The sequence below is a fragment of the Ideonella sp. genome (genome assembly GCF_041918995.1).
Lineage (GTDB): Bacteria > Pseudomonadota > Gammaproteobacteria > Burkholderiales > Burkholderiaceae_C > Ideonella.
The window spans coordinates 175377-194904 of record NZ_JAYRUN010000002.1; the positions used below are offsets into that span (position 1 = coordinate 175377).

At 73.3% G+C, this 19528-nt stretch carries 14 protein-coding genes; 10 read left to right on the top strand and 4 right to left on the bottom strand.

Annotated elements, in window-relative coordinates; genetic code table 11:
* Window positions 1-265 precede the first annotated feature (265 nt).
* Both ACE3UN_RS02625 and ACE3UN_RS02630 read left to right on the top strand, forming a co-directional pair.
* Entirely contained in the window at window positions 266-1873 is a 1608-nt protein-coding gene (locus tag ACE3UN_RS02625) for an alpha-amylase family protein (protein WP_374673356.1), read from the top strand.
* A complete protein-coding gene (locus ACE3UN_RS02630) occupies window positions 1866-2126 on the top strand; it encodes a carbohydrate-binding module family 20 domain-containing protein (protein ID WP_374673357.1) in 261 nt (86 codons plus the stop codon). Before ACE3UN_RS02625 ends, ACE3UN_RS02630 begins: the two co-directional genes overlap by 8 nt.
* Before the next feature lie 19 nt (window positions 2127-2145).
* Here ACE3UN_RS02630 and ACE3UN_RS02635 read toward each other — a convergent pair whose 3' ends face one another.
* The gene (locus tag ACE3UN_RS02635; protein ID WP_374673358.1) at window positions 2146-2652 is read right to left on the bottom strand and encodes a YqaA family protein; all 507 of its coding nucleotides are present in this window, start codon (window positions 2650-2652) and stop codon (window positions 2146-2148) included.
* Window positions 2653-2742: 90 nt separating this feature from the next.
* Here ACE3UN_RS02635 and ACE3UN_RS02640 point away from each other — a divergent pair, with 90 nt between their 5' ends.
* The 6 genes from ACE3UN_RS02640 (at window position 2743) to ACE3UN_RS02665 (ending at window position 9590) form a co-directional block, all read left to right on the top strand.
* A complete protein-coding gene (locus tag ACE3UN_RS02640) occupies window positions 2743-3570 on the top strand; it encodes a substrate-binding periplasmic protein (protein WP_374673359.1) in 828 nt (275 codons plus the stop codon).
* Between the two features lie 133 nt (window positions 3571-3703).
* Complete coding sequence (gene dusB, locus ACE3UN_RS02645) at window positions 3704-4741, top strand: tRNA dihydrouridine synthase DusB (RefSeq protein WP_374673448.1); 1038 nt, start codon at window positions 3704-3706, stop codon at window positions 4739-4741.
* Window positions 4742-4823: 82 nt separating this feature from the next.
* Window positions 4824-5057, top strand: a complete 234-nt coding sequence (locus tag ACE3UN_RS02650) for a Fis family transcriptional regulator (RefSeq protein ID WP_374673360.1) — start codon at window positions 4824-4826, stop codon at window positions 5055-5057.
* A gap of 60 nt (window positions 5058-5117) precedes the next feature.
* Window positions 5118-6707, top strand: coding sequence for a bifunctional phosphoribosylaminoimidazolecarboxamide formyltransferase/IMP cyclohydrolase (gene purH / locus ACE3UN_RS02655; protein ID WP_374673361.1), 1590 nt, complete (start codon window positions 5118-5120; stop codon window positions 6705-6707).
* A 48-nt stretch (window positions 6708-6755) separates the two neighbouring features.
* A complete protein-coding gene (locus tag ACE3UN_RS02660; protein WP_374673362.1) occupies window positions 6756-8051 on the top strand; it encodes a putative DNA modification/repair radical SAM protein in 1296 nt (431 codons plus the stop codon).
* 15 nt (window positions 8052-8066) lie between these two features.
* Window positions 8067-9590: a UdgX family uracil-DNA binding protein gene (locus ACE3UN_RS02665; protein WP_374673363.1), complete on the top strand. Its 1524-nt coding sequence runs from the start codon at window positions 8067-8069 to the stop codon at window positions 9588-9590.
* Here the strand turns inward: ACE3UN_RS02665 and ACE3UN_RS02670 are convergent.
* From ACE3UN_RS02670 to ACE3UN_RS02680, 3 genes are all read right to left on the bottom strand, one after another.
* Window positions 9569-10618, bottom strand: a complete 1050-nt coding sequence (locus ACE3UN_RS02670; protein WP_374673364.1) for a hypothetical protein — start codon at window positions 10616-10618, stop codon at window positions 9569-9571. The two genes, ACE3UN_RS02665 and ACE3UN_RS02670, sit on opposite strands and share 22 nt — an antisense overlap.
* Before the next feature lie 85 nt (window positions 10619-10703).
* The gene (locus ACE3UN_RS02675) at window positions 10704-12587 is read right to left on the bottom strand and encodes a glucokinase (RefSeq protein ID WP_374673365.1); all 1884 of its coding nucleotides are present in this window, start codon (window positions 12585-12587) and stop codon (window positions 10704-10706) included.
* A gap of 82 nt (window positions 12588-12669) precedes the next feature.
* Window positions 12670-15423 carry an alpha-1,6-glucosidase domain-containing protein gene (locus ACE3UN_RS02680; protein ID WP_374673366.1) on the bottom strand — a complete coding sequence of 918 codons (2754 nt, stop codon included), beginning with the start codon at window positions 15421-15423 and terminating at the stop codon, window positions 12670-12672.
* Between the two features lie 120 nt (window positions 15424-15543).
* On the opposite strand from ACE3UN_RS02680, the gene ACE3UN_RS02685 reads away from it, so the two are divergent.
* Together ACE3UN_RS02685 and ACE3UN_RS02690 are read left to right on the top strand one after the other, a co-directional pair.
* Window positions 15544-17313 carry an alpha-amylase family glycosyl hydrolase gene (locus ACE3UN_RS02685; RefSeq protein WP_374673367.1) on the top strand — a complete coding sequence of 590 codons (1770 nt, stop codon included), beginning with the start codon at window positions 15544-15546 and terminating at the stop codon, window positions 17311-17313.
* The gene (locus tag ACE3UN_RS02690) at window positions 17310-19205 is read left to right on the top strand and encodes an alpha-amylase family glycosyl hydrolase (RefSeq protein WP_374673368.1); all 1896 of its coding nucleotides are present in this window, start codon (window positions 17310-17312) and stop codon (window positions 19203-19205) included. The genes ACE3UN_RS02685 and ACE3UN_RS02690 overlap by 4 nt, the downstream gene beginning before the upstream one ends.
* Window positions 19206-19528 lie beyond the last annotated feature (323 nt).

Genomic DNA, 19528 nt, shown 5'->3' on the forward strand with positions numbered 1-19528 from the left:
TTCCGGCGACCAGCGGGCTTTCGCCACCCTCTCATGGGGGATGGCGGTCAGCGTACGTAGCCGGACTACGGGGATTGGCCACGGCAGAAGCGTTGCGGCCGATTACCTTGTCGCACCGGGGTAACCCACTACGTTCCCCTGTCGACGCTTGCAGGCCGCCCCATCCGGTAGTGAAACTGCATTCCCCGGCCTTGGCCGGATCCCACCCCGCGGACACGCGTCATCCGGTGGCCTGGTTTGGCCTTTCCCACCACGAGGAGCCCCCATGCCCCAGAGGAGACACGCCCTGAGCGCCGCCGTCGCGGTGGTGCTGACCAGCCTGCCGTTGCCCGGCACCGCCGCGCTGAACCCGAAAGACACCTCCGTCCAGATGTTCCAGTGGAGCTGGCCCGACATCGCCCGCGAGTGCACCGAATGGCTGGGCCCCCAGGGCTACGGCGCGGTGCAGATCTCCCCGCCGCATGCCTCGAAGGTGGCCGACGGCTGGTGGGGCGTCTACCAGCCCGTCAACTACCTCGACCTCACGAGCCGCATGGGCACGCCCGCGCAGCTGCAGCAGATGATCGACACCTGCCACGCCGCCGGGGTGCGGGTGTACACGGACGTGGTGGTGAACCAGATGGCTGACGGCAGCGGCACCGCCACCGACGGCAGCACCTGGGACGGCGGCAGCCTGCGCTACCCCGCCTTCAGTGGCTTCGACTTCCATCCGCACTGTGTCATCCAGCCGGCGGACTACGACGGCCCGTCCGGGCGCCAGCGGGTGATGGACTGCCGCCTCGGCGGTCTGCCCGACCTGGCCACCGAAAGCGGCTACGTGCAGGGCCAGATCACCGACTACCTGCGGCGCCTGCTCGACATGGGTGTGGATGGCTTGCGCATCGACGCGGCCAAGCACATGCCGGTGGCGCCATGGCAGGCGATCCTGTCGGCCGTGCGCAGCACGCATCCGCTGACCCGCCAGGGCGAGCCCCTGTGGGTCACCCAGGAGATCATTCCCGACGGCGGCGTGGACCGCGCGGCGTACTTCGGCCTGGGCACCGTGAACGAGTTCAAGTTCAGCTACGCCATGCGCCAGGTGTTCCGCGGGGAGGACGGCCTGGCCCTCGCCGACATCCCGGCCCTCATGGGCAGCTGGGGCCAGTGGGGCGGCAGCTGGGGCTTCATGCCGCCGCAGCACGCCACCGTCTTCGTGAACAACTGGGACACCGAGCGCAACGGCAGCTCCCTGACCACGGCCAACCACTCACCGGGTGCGGTGAACGACACCGTGGGCACCAAGCGCTACGACCTGGCCAACATCTTCATGCTCAGCCAGGGCTATGGCGAGGCCCAGCTGCACTCCGGCTTCCGCTTCACCCACCATGACGACGACCGTCCCGCCGCGAGCCCCTACCGGGACGGCCAGCCGCAGATCAACGTGGTGTGGGATTTCGTGCACCGCTGGAGCGACATCTCCCCCCTGGTGAAGTTCCGCTCGGCCATGGCGGGCCAGCCGCAGCAGCGCTGGACGGTGGGCGACAACCGCCAGCAGGTGGCCTTCAACCGCGGCAATGCCGGCTTCGTCGCCCTCAGCAACAGCGGCCAGACATGGCAGCGCACCTTCGCCACCGGCCTGCCGGCGGGCACCTACTGCAACGTCGTGCAGGGCACGCTCACCCCCGACGGCAGCGCCTGCACGGGCGCCACCATCACGGTGCAGGCCGACGGCAGCGCCGCGCTCACGATCGGGCCCAACGACGGCAGCAGCGTGCCGGCGGTGGTCATCTACGGGCCAGAGGGTGGCCGGCCCGGGCGGCAGCGGCTGCGCGGTGCGCTTCACCATCGCCGAGGCCCGCACCCAGTGGGGCCAGGAGGTGGTCGTCGTGGGTGACACCCCGGCCCTGGGCCAGTGGAACCCGGCACGCGGCGTCCCCTTGCGCATCCAGGGCAGCGGGGCGGACGCGCCCTGGAGCGGCACGGTGACGCTGCCGGCGCGCAGCCGCGTGCAGTACAAGTACCTGAAGTGGGACGGTCGCCAGGCGGTGTGGGAATCCGCCCACCCCACGCCCAGCGGCAACCGCGAGTTCAGCAGCTGCGCCTCCGGCCGGTCGCAGCGGCGCGAAGACGGCGCGTTCCGGCACTGAACCGGGGCGCGCCGGCGCCTCACCCGGTGGGCCAGTGGAGCTCGCCGGGGAACCACCAGAGCAGGGCCGCCGTCATGCTGACATAGCGCGCGAACTTGCCGATGGCCATGTACAGCACGCACGGCCAGAACGGCAGCTTGAGCCAGCCGGCCACGGCACACAGCGGGTCGCCCACGGCCGGCAGCCAGCTCAGCAGGCAGGCCTTGGGGCCGAAGCGCTGCAGCCACTGCAGCGCGCGCGCCTCGTGCGGGGGCCGGTGCTTGATGTGCTCGTACGCCCGCTCGGCGCCATACCCCATCCACCAGCTGATGGCCCCGCCCAGCGTGTTGCCGACGGTGGCCACCGCCACGGCCGGCCAGAACAGCGTGGGGTCCAGCTTCACCAGGCCGACCACGGCGAACTCCGAGCCGAGCGGCAGCAGCGTGGCCGACAGCACGGAGATGAGGAAGACGGCGGTCAGGCCCAGCTTGGGCACCGCCAGCGCCGTCAACAGCCCCTCCACCCATGACAGGATGCTCGATTCCATCAAGGCCGATTATGGGTGGCGGGCGTCACAATCGCGGCGGGGCCCCGCGCCGCCCCGTTCCCGTTGCCCTGTCACGACCCGAGGCCCACCATGCTGCGTCACCTTCGCCGTTGTCGAGTCGCCCTGATGGCCGCCCTGGCAGCCCTGCTGGGATGGGCGCCGGCCGCCCCCGCGTCGGCCCAGGCCTGCGCGCAGCTGGTGGCCTCGGGCAACCCCGAGTACCCGCCCTACCTCTGGCGCGACCCGGACAACGAGAACCGCCTCATCGGCGCCAACGCCGAGATGATGCAGTGGCTCGCGCGCGAGATCGGCGTGCCCATCGAGGTGCAGTACAGCGGGCCCTGGGGCCGCGTGCAGGAGGAGACCCGGCTGGGCCACCTGGACATGATCGCCGGCGCCTTCTTCACGCTGCCGCGCACCGAGTACATGGACTACTTCCACCCGGCGTTCTACGAGACGCGCTCGGTGATCTGGACGCGCGGCGACGACAGCGGCATGAAGTTCCGGCGCTGGAACGACCTCATCGGCCGTCAGGGCGTCACCGTGATCAACAACAGCTTCGGCGAGGAGTTCGACCGCTACGCCAAGGACAAGCTGCGCATCAACCAGGTGGCCAGCCTGGAGCAGGCGATCCAGATCGTGCAGAACCGGCGCGCCGACTACCTCGTCTATGAGGACTACCCCGGCCAGGCGTTCCTGGCGCGGCGCAACATCAGCGACGTCAAGATGCTCGGCGAGCCGGTGGCGCGCGAGAACCTCTACGTGACCATGTCCCACCGCTCGGCGTGCAACTCGCCCGAGCTGCGCGGGCGCATCGCCCGCGCGCTGTACAAGCTGCAGCGCGACAAGGCCATCATGACGGGTTTCATGGACCGTGCCATCAACCTGTGGCGACGCCAGCAGAACGGCAAGCCCTGACACGCCGTGGATGCACCCGGCGCGCCCGCGCAGGCCGCCGGGCGGGCCACCGGGGCGCGGCCGGTAGAATCCCTGCCTTCTTTTTGAGCAGCCGATGTCGCCCGCCCCTTCGTCCCCCTCCCTGCTGCGGCCCATGCACATCGGGCCCCATCGGCTGGCGAACAACCTGTTCGTGGCGCCGATGGCGGGTGTGACGGACCGGCCCTTCCGACAGCTGTGCCGGCGCCTGGGCGCCGGCCACGCCGTCAGCGAGATGGTCACCTCGAAGCGCGAGCTCTGGGATTCGCTCAAGACCTCCCGGCGCGCCAACCACGAGGGCGAGCCCGGCCCCATCGCCGTGCAGATCGCCGGCACCGAGCCCGCGATGATGGCCGAGGCGGCCGCCTACAACATCGACCGCGGCGCCCAGATCATCGACATCAACATGGGCTGCCCGGCGAAGAAGGTGTGCAACACCTGGGCCGGCTCGGCGCTGATGCGCGACGAGGCGGGCGCCCTGGCCATCGTCGAGGCGGTGGTGGCGGCCTGCGCGCCGCGCGGCGTGCCCGTCACGCTCAAGATGCGCACCGGCTGGTGCGCCGCCGAGCGCAATGCGCTGTCCATCGCCCGGGCCGCCGAAAGCGCCGGCGTGGCGCTGGTCACCGTGCACGGACGCACGCGCGAACAAGGCTATGGCGGCCAGGCCGAGCACGACACCGTGGCGGCCATCAAGGCGGCGCTGCGCATCCCCGTGGTGGCCAACGGCGACATCGACACGCCCGAGCGTGCCGCCGAGGTGCTGCGGGCCACGGGCTGCGACGCCGTCATGGTGGGCCGCGCCGCCCAGGGCCGGCCGTGGATCTTCGCCGACATCGCCCACTACCTGGCTCACGGCGCGCACCGGCCGGCGCCCGCCACGCGCGATGTGCAGCGCTGGCTCACCGAGCACCTGAGCGACCACTACCGCCTGTACGGCGAGGCCAGCGGCGTGCGAAGCGCGCGCAAGCACATCGGCTGGGCCGTGCGCACCCTGCCCGGCGGCGAGGCCTTCCGCGCGGCCATGAACATGCTCGACGACGCCGATGCCCAGTGGCACGCGGTGACCCGCTTCTTCGACCACCTTGCCGACCGCCACGAGCGCCTTCCCGTGCCCGCGGCGGCCAACCCCGACCACTTCACCCTTTCCGCCTGACGCGCGCGCCTGCATCGGCGGTGCGCCCGGCGTGCCGCGGGCGCGCCGTCACCGCCCGGCGGCACGCAGCCCACCCCTTCGCATGAGCAAGAAAAGCATCGAGGACTGCGTCCGCGAGACCCTGACGCAGTACTTCAAGGACCTGGACGGCGCCGAGCCGCATTCGCTGCACGACATGGTGATCCGCACGGTGGAGAAGCCGCTGCTGGATGTGGTGATGCAGCAGGCCGGCGGCAACCAGAGCAAGGCCGCCGAGTGGCTGGGCATCAACCGCAACACCCTGCGCCGCAAGCTGCTCGAACACCAGCTGATCTAGCCGCCCGGCGCGCCCGCCCGGCCGGCCCGAACGATTCCACACTTCACTGAGCCCCTCCCCATGACCCGACTCACCGCCCTGCTCTCGGTCTCCGACAAGACCGGCATCGTCGAACTGGCCCAGGCCCTGCACGGCCACGGCATCCGCCTGCTGTCCACCGGCGGCACCGCCAAGCTGCTGGCCGGCGCCGGCCTGCCCGTCACCGAGGTGAGCGAGGTCACCGGCTTTCCCGAGATGCTCGACGGCCGGGTGAAGACGCTGCACCCGCGCGTGCACGGTGGCCTGCTGGCCCGGCGCGACCTGCCCGAGCACATGGCCGCGCTGCAGGCGCACGGCATCGACACCATCGACCTGCTGGTGATCAACCTCTACCCCTTCGCGCAGGCCACCGCCAAGGCCGACTGCACGCTGGACGACGCCATCGAGAACATCGACATCGGCGGGCCGGCCATGCTGCGCGCCGCCGCCAAGAACTGGCAGGACGTGGGCGTGGTGATCGACCCCGCCGACTACCCGCAGGTGCTGGCCGAGCTGCAGGCGTCCGGCGGCCAGCGCCTGACGCGCACCACCAAATTCATGCTGGCCAAGAAGGTGTTCGCCCACACCGCCGCCTACGACGGCATGATCGCCAACTACCTCACCGCCCTGGAAGCCGGCGCCGAGGACCGCACCGCGGCGGTGCCGGCCCGCGCCGAGTACCCGGCCGTGTACAACCTGCAGCTGCACAAGGTGCAGGGCATGCGTTATGGCGAGAACCCGCACCAGAGCGCCGCGTTCTACCGCGAGGCGCAGGTGGCGCAGGGCCTGCTGGCCGGCTGGACGCAGATCCAGGGCAAGGAGCTGAGCTTCAACAACATCGCCGACGCGGACGCGGCCTGGGAGTGCGTGAAGGCCTTCGACCTGCCGGCCTGCGTGATCGTCAAGCACGCCAACCCCTGCGGTGTGGCGGTGGGCGCCACGCTGCTGGAGGCCTACGAGAAGGCGTTCAAGACCGACCCCACGAGCGCCTTCGGCGGCATCATCGCCTTCAACCGGCCGCTGGACGCCGACGTGGTGGCCGCCATCCACGAGCGCAAGCACTTCGTCGAGGTGGCGATCGCGCCGCAGGTGACGCCCGCCGCGCGCGAGGCCTATGCCAGCAAGACGAACGTGCGCCTGCTCGAGGTGCCCATCAGCGGCGCCGTGAATGCGCTCGACTTCAAACGCGTGGGCGGCGGCCTGCTGCTGCAGTCGGCGGACAACGTCGATGTGGTGGGTGAGCTGAAGGTGGTCACCAAGGTGCAGCCCACCGCGCAGCAGCTGCAGGACCTGCGCTTCGCCTGGACCGTGGCGCGCTTCGTCAAGAGCAACGCCATCGTGTTCTGCAAGGACGGCATGACCTTCGGCGTGGGTGCGGGCCAGATGAGCCGGCTCGATTCCGCCCGCATCGCCAGCATCAAGGCGCAGGCCGCCGGCCTGTCGCTGCAGGGCACGGCCGTGGCCAGCGACGCGTTCTTCCCGTTCCGCGACGGCCTGGACGTGGTGGTGGACGCCGGCGCCACCTGCGTCATCCACCCGGGCGGCTCCATGCGCGACGACGAAGTGATCGCTGCCGCCGACGAGCGCGGCATTGCGATGGTGCTCACCGGCACCCGCCATTTCAGGCACTGAGAAAGCCACCTTGGACCTTGGGCTACTGTATTTCTATACAGTATCTCCATGGACCTGATTGCCAAGCTCGCGGTGCTGGCCGATGCGGCCAAGTACGACGCGTCCTGCGCGTCCAGCGGCAGCACGAAGCGTGATTCGCGCGATGGGGTGGGCCTGGGCTCCACCGAGGGCATGGGGATCTGCCACAGCTACACGCCGGACGGGCGCTGCGTGTCGCTGCTGAAGATCCTGCTCACGAACCACTGCCAGTTCGACTGCCTGTACTGCGTCAACCGGGTGAGCAGCAACGTGCCGCGGGCGCGCTTCCGGCCCGCGGAGGTGGTGCAGCTCACGCTGGACTTCTACCGTCGCAACCTCATCGAGGGGCTGTTCCTGTCCAGCGGCATCATCCGCAGCCCCGACTACACCATGGAGCAGCTGGTGGAGGTGGCACGCGCACTGCGCGAGGACCACCACTTCCGCGGCTACATCCACCTCAAGACGATTCCGGATGCCGCGCCCGAGCTGCTGGCCGCGGCCGGCCGCCACGCCGACCGGCTGAGCATCAACCTGGAGCTGCCCACGCCCGCCGGCCTGGCCGCCCTGGCGCCCGAGAAGGACGCGGTGGGCATCCGCCGCTCCATGGCGCGGCTGCGGCTGCTGATCGACGACGCGAAGGACGCCGGGCGGCCGGCCGCGCCGCGCGCCGGGGCGGCGCTGCGGCCCCGCGCCGCCACGCCGCCGCCCTTCGCGCCGGCGGGCCAGAGCACGCAGATGATCGTGGGCGCCGATGGCGCCGACGACCGCACCATCCTGGCCACCAGCCACACGCTGTACGCCAGCTATGGCCTCAAGCGGGTGTACTACTCGGCGTTCAGCCCCATCCCCGATGCCTCGCGCCAGCTGCCGCCGCATGCGCCGCCCCTGCAGCGCGAGCATCGCCTGTACCAGGCCGACTGGCTGATGCGCTTCTACGGCTTCGCGGCGGACGAGATCGTGCCCGGGCCGTCCCGCCCGGGCGGCGACGCCGGCCTGCTGCGCCTGGACGTGGACCCCAAGCTCGCCTGGGCACTGGCCCATCCCGAGCGCTTCCCCGTGGACCTGAACACCGCGCCGCGCGAGCTGCTGCTGCGTGTGCCCGGCCTGGGTGTCAAGGCGGTGGACCGTCTGCTGGCCAGCCGCCGCGTGCGGCGGCTGCGGGCCGACGACCTGCAGCGCCTGCGCGTGCCGGTGAAGAAAGTGCTGCCGTTCGTGGTGACGGCCGACCACCGGCCGCGCGCGGCGACGCGCGACGCTGTGCCTGCCACCGGCCTGGGCCGTGTGCCGGTGCAGGCGTCGCTGTTCGACGCGCCCGCCGCGGCCTGACACGCAGGCCCTGCCATGCGCTGCGTGTGGCTCGCCGCGGAGACCGACACCGAGGGCTGGCGCCGCGAGGCCCGCGCCCTGCTGCGCGCCGGCGTGGCACCGCACGCGGTGTCCTGGGGCGTGGCCGGCCCGGTGGGCGATCCACGGGGCAGCGGGCCGCTCGACGCCTGTGAGCCGACGCCCGGTCTGTTCGATGGCGCGCCGCCACGCGACGATGACGACGGTGCCCCCGGGTGCGCCGGCGTGCCCGCGCCACGCGTGCCGGCCGCCTTCCCCGCCCTGGCCGACAGCGCGCTGCTGCACCGCGACCCCGGCCGCTTCGCCCTGCTGTACCGCTTGCTCTGGCGCCTGCAGCAGGAGCCCGGCCTGCGCGGCGACCCGCTGGACGCCGACTGGCTGGCCGCGCAGGCGCTGGCCCAGGCGGTGCACCGCGACCAGCACAAGATGCGCGCCTTCGTGCGCTTCCACGAGCGGCCCACGCCCCTGGGCCCGCAGTACGTGGCCTGGTTCGAGCCCGGGCACCACACGCTCGCCTCGCAGGCCGGCTTCTTCCAGCGCCGCTTCGCCCGCATGCGCTGGGCGATCTTCACGCCCGACGCCAGCATCGCCTGGGACGGCCACTGCCTGCACCACGGCGGCCCCGCCCGCCGCGATGAGATCCCCACCGAGGACGCCACCCAGGCGCTGTGGCTCACCTACTACGCCAGCATCTTCAACCCGGCGCGCCTGAAGCTGGCGACGATGGCGCAGCACATGCCGCGCAAGTACTGGCACAACCTGCCCGAGGCGCGCTTGATCGCGCCCTTGGCGGCCGCGGCGGCGCAGCGCGCCGAGGCCATGGTGGAGCGCCCCGGCACCCTGCCCCACCGCCGTCGCACCGTGGCCATGGTGCCTGCCGACCCCTCCCACCGCGATCCGCCCGCCGCCGGCGCCGACCCGCACGCCGCGCTGGCCGCCGTGCGGGCGCAGGCGCAGGCCTGCACCGCCTGTGCCCACGGCCGGCAGGCCACCCAGGCGGTGGCGGGCGAGGGGCCGCCAGGCGCGGCCCTGATGCTCGTGGGCGAGCAACCGGGCGACCAGGAGGACCTGCAGGGCCGCGCCTTCGTGGGCCCCGCCGGCCAGCTGCTGGACCGTGCGCTGGCCGAGGCCGGCATCGCGCGCGAGGCGGTCTACCTCACCAACGCGGTGAAGCACTTCGGCTTCACGCTGCGCGGCACCCGGCGGCTGCACAAGACGCCCGGCCAGCAGGAGGTGCTGGCCTGCAGCCGCTGGCTGGACGAGGAGATCGCGCTCGTGCAGCCCACGCGCCTGCTGGCGCTGGGTGCCACCGCGGCCCGCGCCCTGCTCGGGGCCGCGGTGTCGGTGTCCGCCTCCCGCGGCGCGCCGCCGCTGCGCCGGCCGCAGGACGGCCTCGAGGTGCACGTCACCTGGCACCCCGCCGCCCTGCTGCGCATGCCGCCCGACGAGCGCGAGCGCGCCTGGCCGCGCTGGGTGGCCGACCTGCGGGCGGCGGCCTCTCAGATCGGCGTGGCCAGGTAGGCCCTGCGCACCCCGTGGTGCAGCCCCGTGCCGAGGATCTGCCCCACGTCGTTGATGTCCTCGGCAGTCCTCAGGGTCCAGCCCTGGGCCTGGGCGTCGGCCAGCGTGTTGAGTTCGTGCATCCGGCCGTCCACCCACAGGAATGCCAGCCAGCGGAACGAGCCTGGCGACTGCGACCACATGCCCTGGCCGACGACCATGTCGTGCCGGTTCAGGGCCGTGGCCACGGTGGACGAGGTGGTGCCGGGCAGACGCCCCAGCGTGATCAGCTCCCCCTCGCGCAGCAGGAAGGGAATGTCGGGCCCGCGCGGCACGGCGCGCAGGAAGCCGCAGACGTGTCCGGCGTCGTTGATGCCGCGCACGCCATGGTCGGTGGTGCCGGGCAGGTCCAGCACCCGCACCACGCCATGTTCCATCACGAAGCCGGCCGTCACCAGATGGCGTCCGGTGCGGTACAGCATGCCGCCCACCGTGCCGCTGCCGTTGATGCACAGGGCATCCCAGAAGCTGGCGCGCGCAGGGGGCTCATGCAGACGCACCGCCCCGTCGGCGTAGAGGTAGAGCTGCGCATCGATCGTGAGCCCCACCACCTCGCGGCGCTGGCTGATGTCGCGCGCGCTGCGCAGATGCGGCGCGCCCCGCACCTGGAGGTCGCGGCGTTGCATGCCGTCCCACATCCAGCAGGCGTAGGTGCCTGGGTGGTCGGGCTGGTCGTCACCGACCACCAGGCCGTCGTCGTTGATGCCGTTGCCCCGGTGCGCCACGCCGGTCCACGGCTGGTCGACCAGCGCGCCGGCCGGGCCGCGAAAGGCCACCCCGTTGGCGTCCCGGTCATTCTTCAGCGCCTCGCCGGTGGCGATGCCGTGCAGGTTGAGGGCCCGGGGGCGCACCGCGGGACCACCCAGGTCGCCCAGGTCCTCGATGCGGTAGCGCGGCGGTGAACCGGCGCGGGCCGGGCCGGGCCAGGTGCCGGCGGCAGCGAGGGCCAGGGCGCCAAGCGTCTGGCGACGGTTCAAGGAAACGGACATGGCGGCGGGCTCCGGCGGGCAGGAGCGCGCATTGTGGGCGGGCCGCCCCGGTATGGGCCGCCCGAGCCAGGGGATGGCCAGGGGCTCAGCGGCTGTGCGAGGTCAGCCGCGCCAGCGGCGACGCCAGGGCCACGCCCGCCGCGGCGTCGCCCGTCTCGGCCACGCCCTCGCCGGTGAGCGCCACCGCCGAGCCGGCCTCCGCCGCCTGGCCGCGCATGGCCAGGCCCACGGCCAGGATGTCGATGACCAGCAGGTGCAGGATGCGGCTGACCATGGGCAGGTGGGTGGTCACGTCCTCGGGGTAGTCCACGATGAGCGCCACGTCGGCCTTGCGCGCCAGCGGCGTCTGGCTGGCGGTGATGGCGATGACCTGGGCGCCGCGCGCGCGGGCCTTGTCCACCACCTCCAGCAACTCCGGCCGCTTGCCGCTGGGGCTGATGACCACGGCCACGTCGCCGGCCTTCAGCACGTCGGCCGCCAGCAGCTGCAGGCGCGGGTCGGTGTAGGCCATGCTGGGCAGGCCGAAGCGCAGGAACTTGAACTGCGCGTCCTGCGCCACCACGCCGTAGTGGCCGGCGGCGTAGAAATCCACCCGGTGCGCGGCCAGCAGCAGCTCGGTGGCGCGGTGGCTCATCTCCCGGTTGAGCTGGCTGCGCAGCTGCAGGATGGCCGACGCCGTGTTGCCCAGCACCTTGCTGCCCAGCTCGACCATGGAGTCGTCGGTGGTCACCTGGGTGTGGGTGATCGGCACGGTACCGGTGAGGCTGGAGGCCAGGCGCAGCTTGAAGTCGGACAGGCCCTCGCAGCCGAGCGAGCGGCAGAACCGGATCACCGTGGGCTGGCTCACGTTGGCCGCCTTGGCGATCTCGGCGATGGGGTCGTTGAGCACCGAGCGCGGGTGCGCCAGCACATGGTCGGCCACGCGCAGCTCGGCCGGCGTGAGGTCGCCGCGCGCTCGGCGGATCTGCGTGAGCAGGGTGGACGCCGGCGTGGTGCTGAGGGTGCGCAGCTGGGCATCGAGCACCGCCGACGCGCCGATGAAGGTGGCGTGCTCGGCCGTGATGACGAAGGTGGGGATGTCGCCCACGTAGCGGCTGAAGCGGCCCTTGTCCTCGAAGCGGGCGCGGAACGGGGAGCGGTCGAAGGCGGCGCCCAGGCGCGGCACGATGGTGCCGCCGATGTAGATGCCGCCCAGCGCACCCAGCGTGACGGCCAGGTTGGCGGCCGCGGTGCCGAGCATGGCGCAGAACACCTCCAGCGTGTCCACGCAGACGGGGTCGGTGCCGTCCAGCGCATGCTGGGTGATCTCCGGCGCGGACAGCTCACGCACCGGCTGGCCGGCGTGCGCCGCCAGCGCGCGGTGCATCAGCTCCAGGCCGGGCCCCGAGAGCAGGCGCTCGAAGGAGACGTGGTCGAACTGCGTCCACGCGTGGCGCAGGATGGCGACCTCGCGCTCGTCGCGCGGCGAGAAGCTGGTGTGCCCGCCCTCCGAGCCCAGCGCCATCCAGCCCTCGCCGGCCGGGATGAGGCCCGACATGCCCAGGCCGCTGCCCGAGCCGAGCAGGCCCATGACGTTGCGCTTGCGCGCCGTGCCGCCGCCCACCTGGCGCACATCCTGCGGCCCCAGGCGCGGCAGCGCCATGGCCAGCGCGGTGAAGTCGTTCAGCACCACCAGCGTCTCCAGCCCCAGGCGCTGCCGGGTCTGCTCGATGGAGAACTGCCAGTGGTAGTTGGTCATGCGCACCTGGTCGCCTTCCACCGGGTTGGCGATGGCGACGGCCGCGTGCTGCACACCCAGGCCCGCCGGCAAGGTGGCCAGGTAGGCCGCCACGGTGGCCTGGAAATCCGGGTGGTCCGCGCAGCGCAGGTTGGCCAGGTGCTGGAACTGGCCAGGCGACACCTCGAGGGCGAATCGGGCATAGGTGCCGCCGATGTCGGCGAGCAGCCGGGGGCTGTCGAAGGTGGCCATGCGGTGGGGAGGTGGGCGCGGGGGCGGTGCCGGGATGGGCCGATTATCCGGCCGCCCCCGCCCGGGGCGCCGCCCGGCGGCGTCAGCGCACGAACACCACCGCGCTGCGGGCCGGCACGTCGAAGCGGCCGGTGGCGCGGTGCATGCGGGCCTGCGTGGCGACCCGGCGGTCGGCCGCGCCGCGACGGGCCTGCACCGGGTGCAGCCGCCAAGCGGCCCCGGCCTCGTCCGGCAGGGTGATGGACTGCGGCGTGTCGGCTGCGTTGAGCAGCACCATCACCGCGCCGAAGCGGGCGCCGGGCAGGCCGCGCCCGTCCAGGCGCGCGGCGATGAGCCAGGGGTTCGCGCCCGGGCCGCTGCCCGGGAAGCTCAGGCGCTGCATCACCTCGTCGGCGGTGCGCAGCCGGAACAGCGTCGTGCTGGCGCGCATGGCCAGCAGGTCCAGGAAGCCGGCGCGGGTGAAGGCCATGTCGGCCGGCGTCGGCGCGAGGCGGGCCGCGTCCGCCAGCAGCGGCTGGAACACCGGCCAGCTCGCCTCGTTGTCGCCGGCGGGCGGCAGGCCGCTGCCGAAGGCGCTGCGGCGGCCGGACCAGTCGATGCGGTTGAACCAGTCGCCCGAATCGAAGCTGTTGCGGTCCAGGCTCTTGCTGCGCAGCAGCTCGCCGCCGGCATGGAAGTAGGCCACGCCCTGGCTGAAGGCCACGCTGGCCAGCGACAGCAGCTGCACCCGCGCGCGCTCGTGGCCGTCCAGGCCGCGCGGCAGCTTGAGCAGGTGGTTGTCGAACAGGGTCTGGTTGTCGTGGTTCTCCACGTAGTTCACCACCTCGGCGGGCTCGCTCGCATAGCCTGCGGGCTGGCCGGCATAGTCCAGCGCCGCCAGCGGGCGGGTGCGGCCGTCCGCGGGCGTGAGGCGGTAGCCGCGCAGCGTGCCGGCCAGTCCGGCGCGGACCAGGTCGGCCTGGGTGCGGGCCTCCTGCGCGCGCGCGTGGTCGGCGGCCACGCCGCCGTGCACCCAGCCGCGGCGCTGCGTCAGGGCGATGCCTGAATCACCTGCCGAGCCACCGCGCACCGCGTCACGCGCGCGGTCGCTGAAGGTGCCGATGCCCGTGCCGTTCAGGCTCAGCTGCGAGGCCTGCACGAAACGGCGGCCGTCGGCCACCTCGCCGAAGTTCCAGCCTTCGCCGATCAGGTGCACGGGCCGGCCGGCCGCCGCGTCCACCACCGCCTGCAGGCGCTGCATGGCCTCGCGCGGCTGGTGGCCCATCAGGTCGAAGCGGAAGGCGTCGATGCGGTAGGCGCGCGCCCACAGCGCCACCGAGTCGATCATGAGCCGCGCCATCATGGCGTGCTCCGTGGCGGTGTTGTCGCAGCAGGTCGAGCGCTCCACCCGGCCCTGCGCATCGAGACGGTGGTAGTAGCCGGGCACGATGCGGTCCAGCACCGAGGGCAGCGACTGCCCCGAGGCGGAGGTGTGGTTGTAGACCACGTCCATGCCCACGCGCAGGCCGGCGCGGTGCAGCGCCATCACGGCGGCGCGCAGCTCGCGCACGCGCACCGCCGGGTCGACCGCGTCGGTGGCGTAGCTGCCCTCGGGGGCGTTGTAGTGCCAGGGGTCGTAGCCCCAGTTGAAGCAGTCGGTGGCGGCCACCGCCCGCAGCGCGGCCTGCGGCGCCGGGCTGTCCGGCGCGGCCGCGGGAAGGCGGGGGGTGACGCAGCCGCGCTCGGGCACGCTGGCCAGGTCGAACACCGGCAGCAGGTGGACGTCCGTCAGGCCGGCGCGCGCCAGGTCGCGCAGGTGGCGCATGCCCCGCGAGCCGGCATGGGTGAAGGCCAGGTAGCGGCCGCGGTGGGCGGCTGGCACGTCCGGGTCGTGCAGCGAGAAGTCCCGCACGTGCAGTTCGTAGATCACCGCATCGGTGGGCGCGGCCAGCGCGGGCGCCCGGTGGCCGTCCCAGCCCGGTGGCTTCAGGGCGGCATCGTCCAGGTCGAGCAGCGCGGCACGCGCGCTGTCGGCGGTGAGGCTGACGGCGTAGGGGTCGGTCACCCGGTTGCGCACCCAGCCGGTGCCCGGCACGTACACCTCCACCAGGTAGGTGTAGGTGCGGCCCCGCCAGTCGGCCGGCGCGCGCGCCTGCCAGGCGCCGGTGCGCGGGTCGCGCTGCAGGGGCAGCCACGCGGTCGCCGGCCCCTCGGGGGCCGCATGCACGCAGACCCCGACGGCGCGCGCCGTGGGGGCCCAGAGATGGAAGCCGGTGGGCTGGCCGCGCCGCGTCACCGCGCCCAGCTGCGGCAGCACCGCCGGGTCCGCCGCGGCCGGGAAGAGCGCGTCGAGCAAGGCGGCATGCTGCGGCGCCGTCGCGGCCTGCACGCGCGGCGCCCCCGATGACACCCCGTCGGGCGACGTGCGCACCAGCCACCAGGCCCCCGGCAACCGTCCGGCGACACCGGCCGCGGCCGCGGCAGGCAGCGCCAGCGTCATGCCCGGCGCCAGGTGCCGCCAGCGCTCTCCCGGCGCGGCGGCGGGGGCGCGCCCCTCACCCTGCGACCCGGCCGCGTCCAGGCGCCAGGCGCTGGCCGTGGGCGGCAGCGGCTGGCCCGGCCGAGGCGCCTCGCGGGCCTCGGGGTCGTGCAGCAGCCAGAAGGCGGCAGGCGCGGCGGAGCCAGCCTCCGCCGTGGGCGCGCCCGGCCAGTGCAGCCGCCGGTCGTCCAGCCACACCGCCTCGGCGTGGGCCGGCTCGCCGGCGGGGGCAGGGCTGAGCAGGGTGGTGTGGCCGGGCGCGTCGCAGGCCGCCGGAACCGCCGCGGCCACCGGGCCGGCGAGGGCCGCGGCGCTCACTCCGGCCGCGACGGCGGCGGCGACGGCGACGGCGGCAGGCCCCCGCCGGAAGCAGGACATGGGCGCTCGCATCGTGCAGGTCGGGGAAATCCGGTGGAACATAGGTAGCAAAACTACATCATGCCGCCACAACGGATGGTGCGGATCCAGGAGTTGCCCTATGCTCCGCACGCACTGCATGGCCTGGTGATCCCATCGATGAAGTACCTTTACTACATTGTCTGCCTGGGGGCGCTGTGCGCCACCGTGGCCGCTGCGCCGGCTCGGGCGCAGCCGCCCGCCGACAGTGCGCGGGCCGCGGCAGCGGTGGACCGCCGGCCGGTGCCGTGGGCGCCGACGTCCAGTGGCCTGCCCGCCGGGTGGCAGCACGGCGTCTTCATGGAGATCTTCGTCCGCGCCTACCAGGACTCCGACGGCGACGGCATCGGCGACCTGCGCGGCCTCGTCCAGCGGCTCGACCACCTGGCGGACCTCGGCGTGCGCGGGCTGTGGCTCATGCCCATCCAGCCGAACGCCGACGGCGACCACGGCTACGCCACGACCGACTACCGCGGCATCGCCCCGGAGTACGGCACGCTGGCCGACTTCGACCTGCTCATCCGCGAGGCGCACGCACGCGGCATCGGCGTGGTGATGGACTACGTCATCAACCACAGCGCCGCCGAGCACCCCTGGTTCGTGGACGCGCGCAGCCGGCCGGACAGCCCCTGGCGCGCCTGGTACGTGTTCCGCCCGCAGCGGCCCGCCGGCTGGGACATCTGGGGCAAGAACCCCTGGTACAGCACCGCGGCGCAGCCCTGGCGCTTCACCGGCCCTCCCAAGGACCTGCCCGAACCCACGCCGGCGCAGGCCGCGTCGCCCCTGGGGGCCTACTTCGGCACCTTCGGTCCGCACATGCCGGACTTCGACCTGACGAACCCCGAGGTGCTGGCCTACCACCTGGACAGCCTGCGCTTCTGGCTCAACCGCGGCCTGGACGGCTTCCGGCTGGACGCCGTGCCGCACATGGTGGAGCGCGACGCGGTGCACTGGAACGACCAGCCGGAAAGCCGCGCCCTCACGCGGCGGCTGCAGCAGGAGATCCACCGCTACCCCGGCCGGTACGTCGTCTGCGAGGCCACCGCCGAGCCCGCGGCCTATGCCGACGAGGCGGTGTGCGGCGGCGCCTTCGCCTTCGGCCACGTGCAGCACTACGTGGCCGCCGCACGCGGCGATGCAGCCGCCGTGCAGGCGCTGGCGCGCTTCCCTGTGGCCGCCACGCCGCGCCTGGCCACCTTCGTGTCCAACCACGACATCTTTGCCGGCCTGCGCCTGTGGGACCAGGTGGGCGGCGACGAGGCGCGCTACCGCCTGGCGGCCGCGGGCTACCTGCTGCAACCCGGCACCCCGTTCGTCTACTACGGCGAGGAGATCGGCCAGGCCAGCGTGCCGGGCCTGGCCGAGGACCTGCCCATCCGCTCGCCCATGAGCTGGGCCGCCGACGCGCGCGGCCCGGGCGCCTTCACCACCGGCACGCCCTTCCGGCCGGCGGCGCCCAACGCCGCCTCGCACCACGTCGCCGCGCAGCGCAGGGACGCCGGCTCGCTGCTGGCCTTCTACCGCACGCTGATCCGGCTGCGCAACGACCGGCCCTCGGTCGCCCGCGGTGGCTACGAACACCCCGTGGCCCAGGGGCACACGCTGGCCTTCCAGCGCCGCCTGGGCAGCGAGCGCACGCTGGTGGTCATCCACTACGGCAGCGAGCCGGCGCGGCTGGTGATCCCGGGGCTGGCCCCCGGCGCGGTGCTGACACGGCTGTTCCCGCCGGGTGACGGCGCGGACGGCCTGCCGCCCGACCCCCGTGGCCTGTCGCTGCCGCCGCAATCCGTCCACGTCTTCGACATCCGATGAGCCACGCCCTTCTCCGTCAGCTCGCCATGGCCGGCCTGGCCGCCATCTGCGCGCTCGCCAGCGCCGCGCGGGCCGCGTCCATCGCCCGGGTGGACCCGCCGCACTGGTGGGCCGGCATGCGGGCGCCCACCGTGCAGCTGCTGCTGCAGGGCCAGGACCTGGGCGGCCTGCAGGCCCGGGTGCAGTCCGGCCCCGCGGGGGTGCGCGTGGCCCGCACCACCGCCCTGCCCAACCCGCGTTACCTGGCGGTGGAGCTGGCCGTGCCGCCCGGGGCGGCGCCCGGGCCGGTGACGCTGGCACTGCAGCGTGGCGGCCGCACGCTGCTGACCCACCGCTACACGCTGCGCGCCCGGGCGCCCGGCTCGGCCGGGCGCGCCGGCTTCGGCCCGCAGGACGCGGTGTACCTGCTGGTGCCGGACCGCTTCGCCAACGGTGACCCGGCCAACGACGACCATGACGGGCTGGGCGACCCCACGAACCGCGCCGAGCCCGGCGGCCGCCACGGCGGCGACCTGGCCGGCATGACCGCCGCCCTGGACTACATCGCCCGCCTGGGCTTCACCCAGGTGTGGCCCACGCCCCTGCTGGAGAACCGCCAGCCGCGCTACAGCTACCACGGCTACTCGGCCACCGACCTGTACCGGATCGACCCCCGCTTCGGCACGCACGCCGACTACCTGCGCTTCACCGCCGAGGCGCGCGCCCGCGGCATCGGCGTGATCCAGGACCTGGTGCCCAACCACATCGGCTCCGGCCACCCCTGGCTGGCCGACCCGCCCGCGCCCGACTGGTTCAACCGCCAGGGCGCCCCGTATGCGGAGACCAACCACCGCCACGTGACGGTGGCCGACCGCTACGCCGCCCGGGCGGATGCCGAGGCCTTCCAGGACGGATGGTTCGTGCCCACCATGCCCGACCTGAACCAGCGCCATCCGGTGCTGGCGCGCGCCCTCATCCAGCAAGCCATCTGGTGGGTGGAGGAAGCGGGCCTGTCGGGCATCCGCGTGGACACGCACCCGTACTCGGACAAGGCCTTCCTCGCACGCTGGGTGGCCGCCATCCGCGCCGAGTACCCCCGGCTCGCGTTGGTGGGCGAGGAGATGACCGAGCACCCCGTGCTGGTGGCCTACTGGCTGCAGGGCTCGCCGGTGGCCGACACGGCGCCCGAGGCGCGCTCGGCCATGCCGGCGATGATGGACTTCCCGCTGTACGGCGTGCTCAGGCAGGCCCTCACCGAGCCGGAGGGCCAGGGCTACGGCGTGGGGCTGGGGCGGCTGTACGAGGCGCTGGTGAACGACCGGCTCTATCCCGCCCCTGAACGCCTGTGGCTGTTCGACGGCAACCACGACACCTCGCGCGTGTTCTCCGCGCTCGGCGAGGACCTGGCGCTGAACCAGCTGCTCGTGGCCTACCTGGCCACCGCCGTGCGCACGCCACAGTTCTTCTACGGCGGCGAGGTTCTGATGACCAGCCCGCTGCACCGCGACGACGGCATCGTGCGCAGCGATTTCCCCGGCGGCTGGCCGGGTGACCGCGTCAACGCCTTCACGGGCGCGGGCCTGAGCGCCGCGCAGCGCGAGATGCAGGCGACCGTGCAGCGCCTGTTCACCTGGCGCCGCACGGCCACGGCGGTGCACCGCGGCCGCTTCCTGCACTTCGCGCCCGACCGCGGCACCTACACCTACTTCCGCCGCGACGATGCCACCGGCGCCACGGTGATGGTGGTGCTGAGCAAGGCCACCGAACCGGTCACGCTGGACACGCGGCGCTTTGCCGAGGTGCTGCCGGCCGGCACGCGCGGCGTGGACGTGCTGAGCGGCGCGGCGGTGGACTTGGGGCATGCGCTGGTGGTGCCGCCGCGGCGGGCGATGGTGATCGAGCTGGCGAGGTAGGACCCGGCGCCCACCCTCGATCGGTTCGGACTGGGCTCGTCCCACCCCGTTCTGCATGAGCTGGTCGAAGGCCCTGTCCCTTACCGTTCAGCCTGAGCCCTTCGACAAGCTCAGGACAGGCCTGTCGAAGGCCCGCGTGCCAAGGCCGGCGCGCGCCACCCCCGACACCCGCCCCACCGGGCTCATGCGTCCGCGCCCTCGGCCTGGCGGCCGAGGGTCCGCTGCGATGCTCGGCCGGCCGGCACGCCGCCGAACTCGCTGCGCGGGCTGTCGCCCGCTGCGCTCAGACACCGGACGGCGAGTCAGAGGACGAGGCGCGCCAG

What these genes read in the sequence shown, in the direction of transcription:
- ACE3UN_RS02675 (WP_374673365.1), bottom strand. Translation starts at nt 12,587, where the DNA reads ATGGCCACCTTCGACAGCCCCCGGCTGCTCGCCGACATCGGCGGCACC.
- dusB (WP_374673448.1), top strand. Translation starts at nt 3,704, where the DNA reads ATGCACATCGGGCCCCATCGGCTGGCGAACAACCTGTTCGTGGCGCCG.
- ACE3UN_RS02635 (WP_374673358.1), bottom strand. Translation starts at nt 2,652, where the DNA reads ATGGAATCGAGCATCCTGTCATGGGTGGAGGGGCTGTTGACGGCGCTG.
- ACE3UN_RS02685 (WP_374673367.1), top strand. Translation starts at nt 15,544, where the DNA reads ATGCCGCCACAACGGATGGTGCGGATCCAGGAGTTGCCCTATGCTCCG.
- ACE3UN_RS02670 (WP_374673364.1), bottom strand. Translation starts at nt 10,618, where the DNA reads ATGTCCGTTTCCTTGAACCGTCGCCAGACGCTTGGCGCCCTGGCCCTC.
- ACE3UN_RS02625 (WP_374673356.1), top strand. Translation starts at nt 266, where the DNA reads ATGCCCCAGAGGAGACACGCCCTGAGCGCCGCCGTCGCGGTGGTGCTG.
- purH (WP_374673361.1), top strand. Translation starts at nt 5,118, where the DNA reads ATGACCCGACTCACCGCCCTGCTCTCGGTCTCCGACAAGACCGGCATC.
- ACE3UN_RS02690 (WP_374673368.1), top strand. Translation starts at nt 17,310, where the DNA reads ATGAGCCACGCCCTTCTCCGTCAGCTCGCCATGGCCGGCCTGGCCGCC.
- ACE3UN_RS02640 (WP_374673359.1), top strand. Translation starts at nt 2,743, where the DNA reads ATGCTGCGTCACCTTCGCCGTTGTCGAGTCGCCCTGATGGCCGCCCTG.
- ACE3UN_RS02665 (WP_374673363.1), top strand. Translation starts at nt 8,067, where the DNA reads ATGCGCTGCGTGTGGCTCGCCGCGGAGACCGACACCGAGGGCTGGCGC.
- ACE3UN_RS02660 (WP_374673362.1), top strand. Translation starts at nt 6,756, where the DNA reads ATGGACCTGATTGCCAAGCTCGCGGTGCTGGCCGATGCGGCCAAGTAC.
- ACE3UN_RS02650 (WP_374673360.1), top strand. Translation starts at nt 4,824, where the DNA reads ATGAGCAAGAAAAGCATCGAGGACTGCGTCCGCGAGACCCTGACGCAG.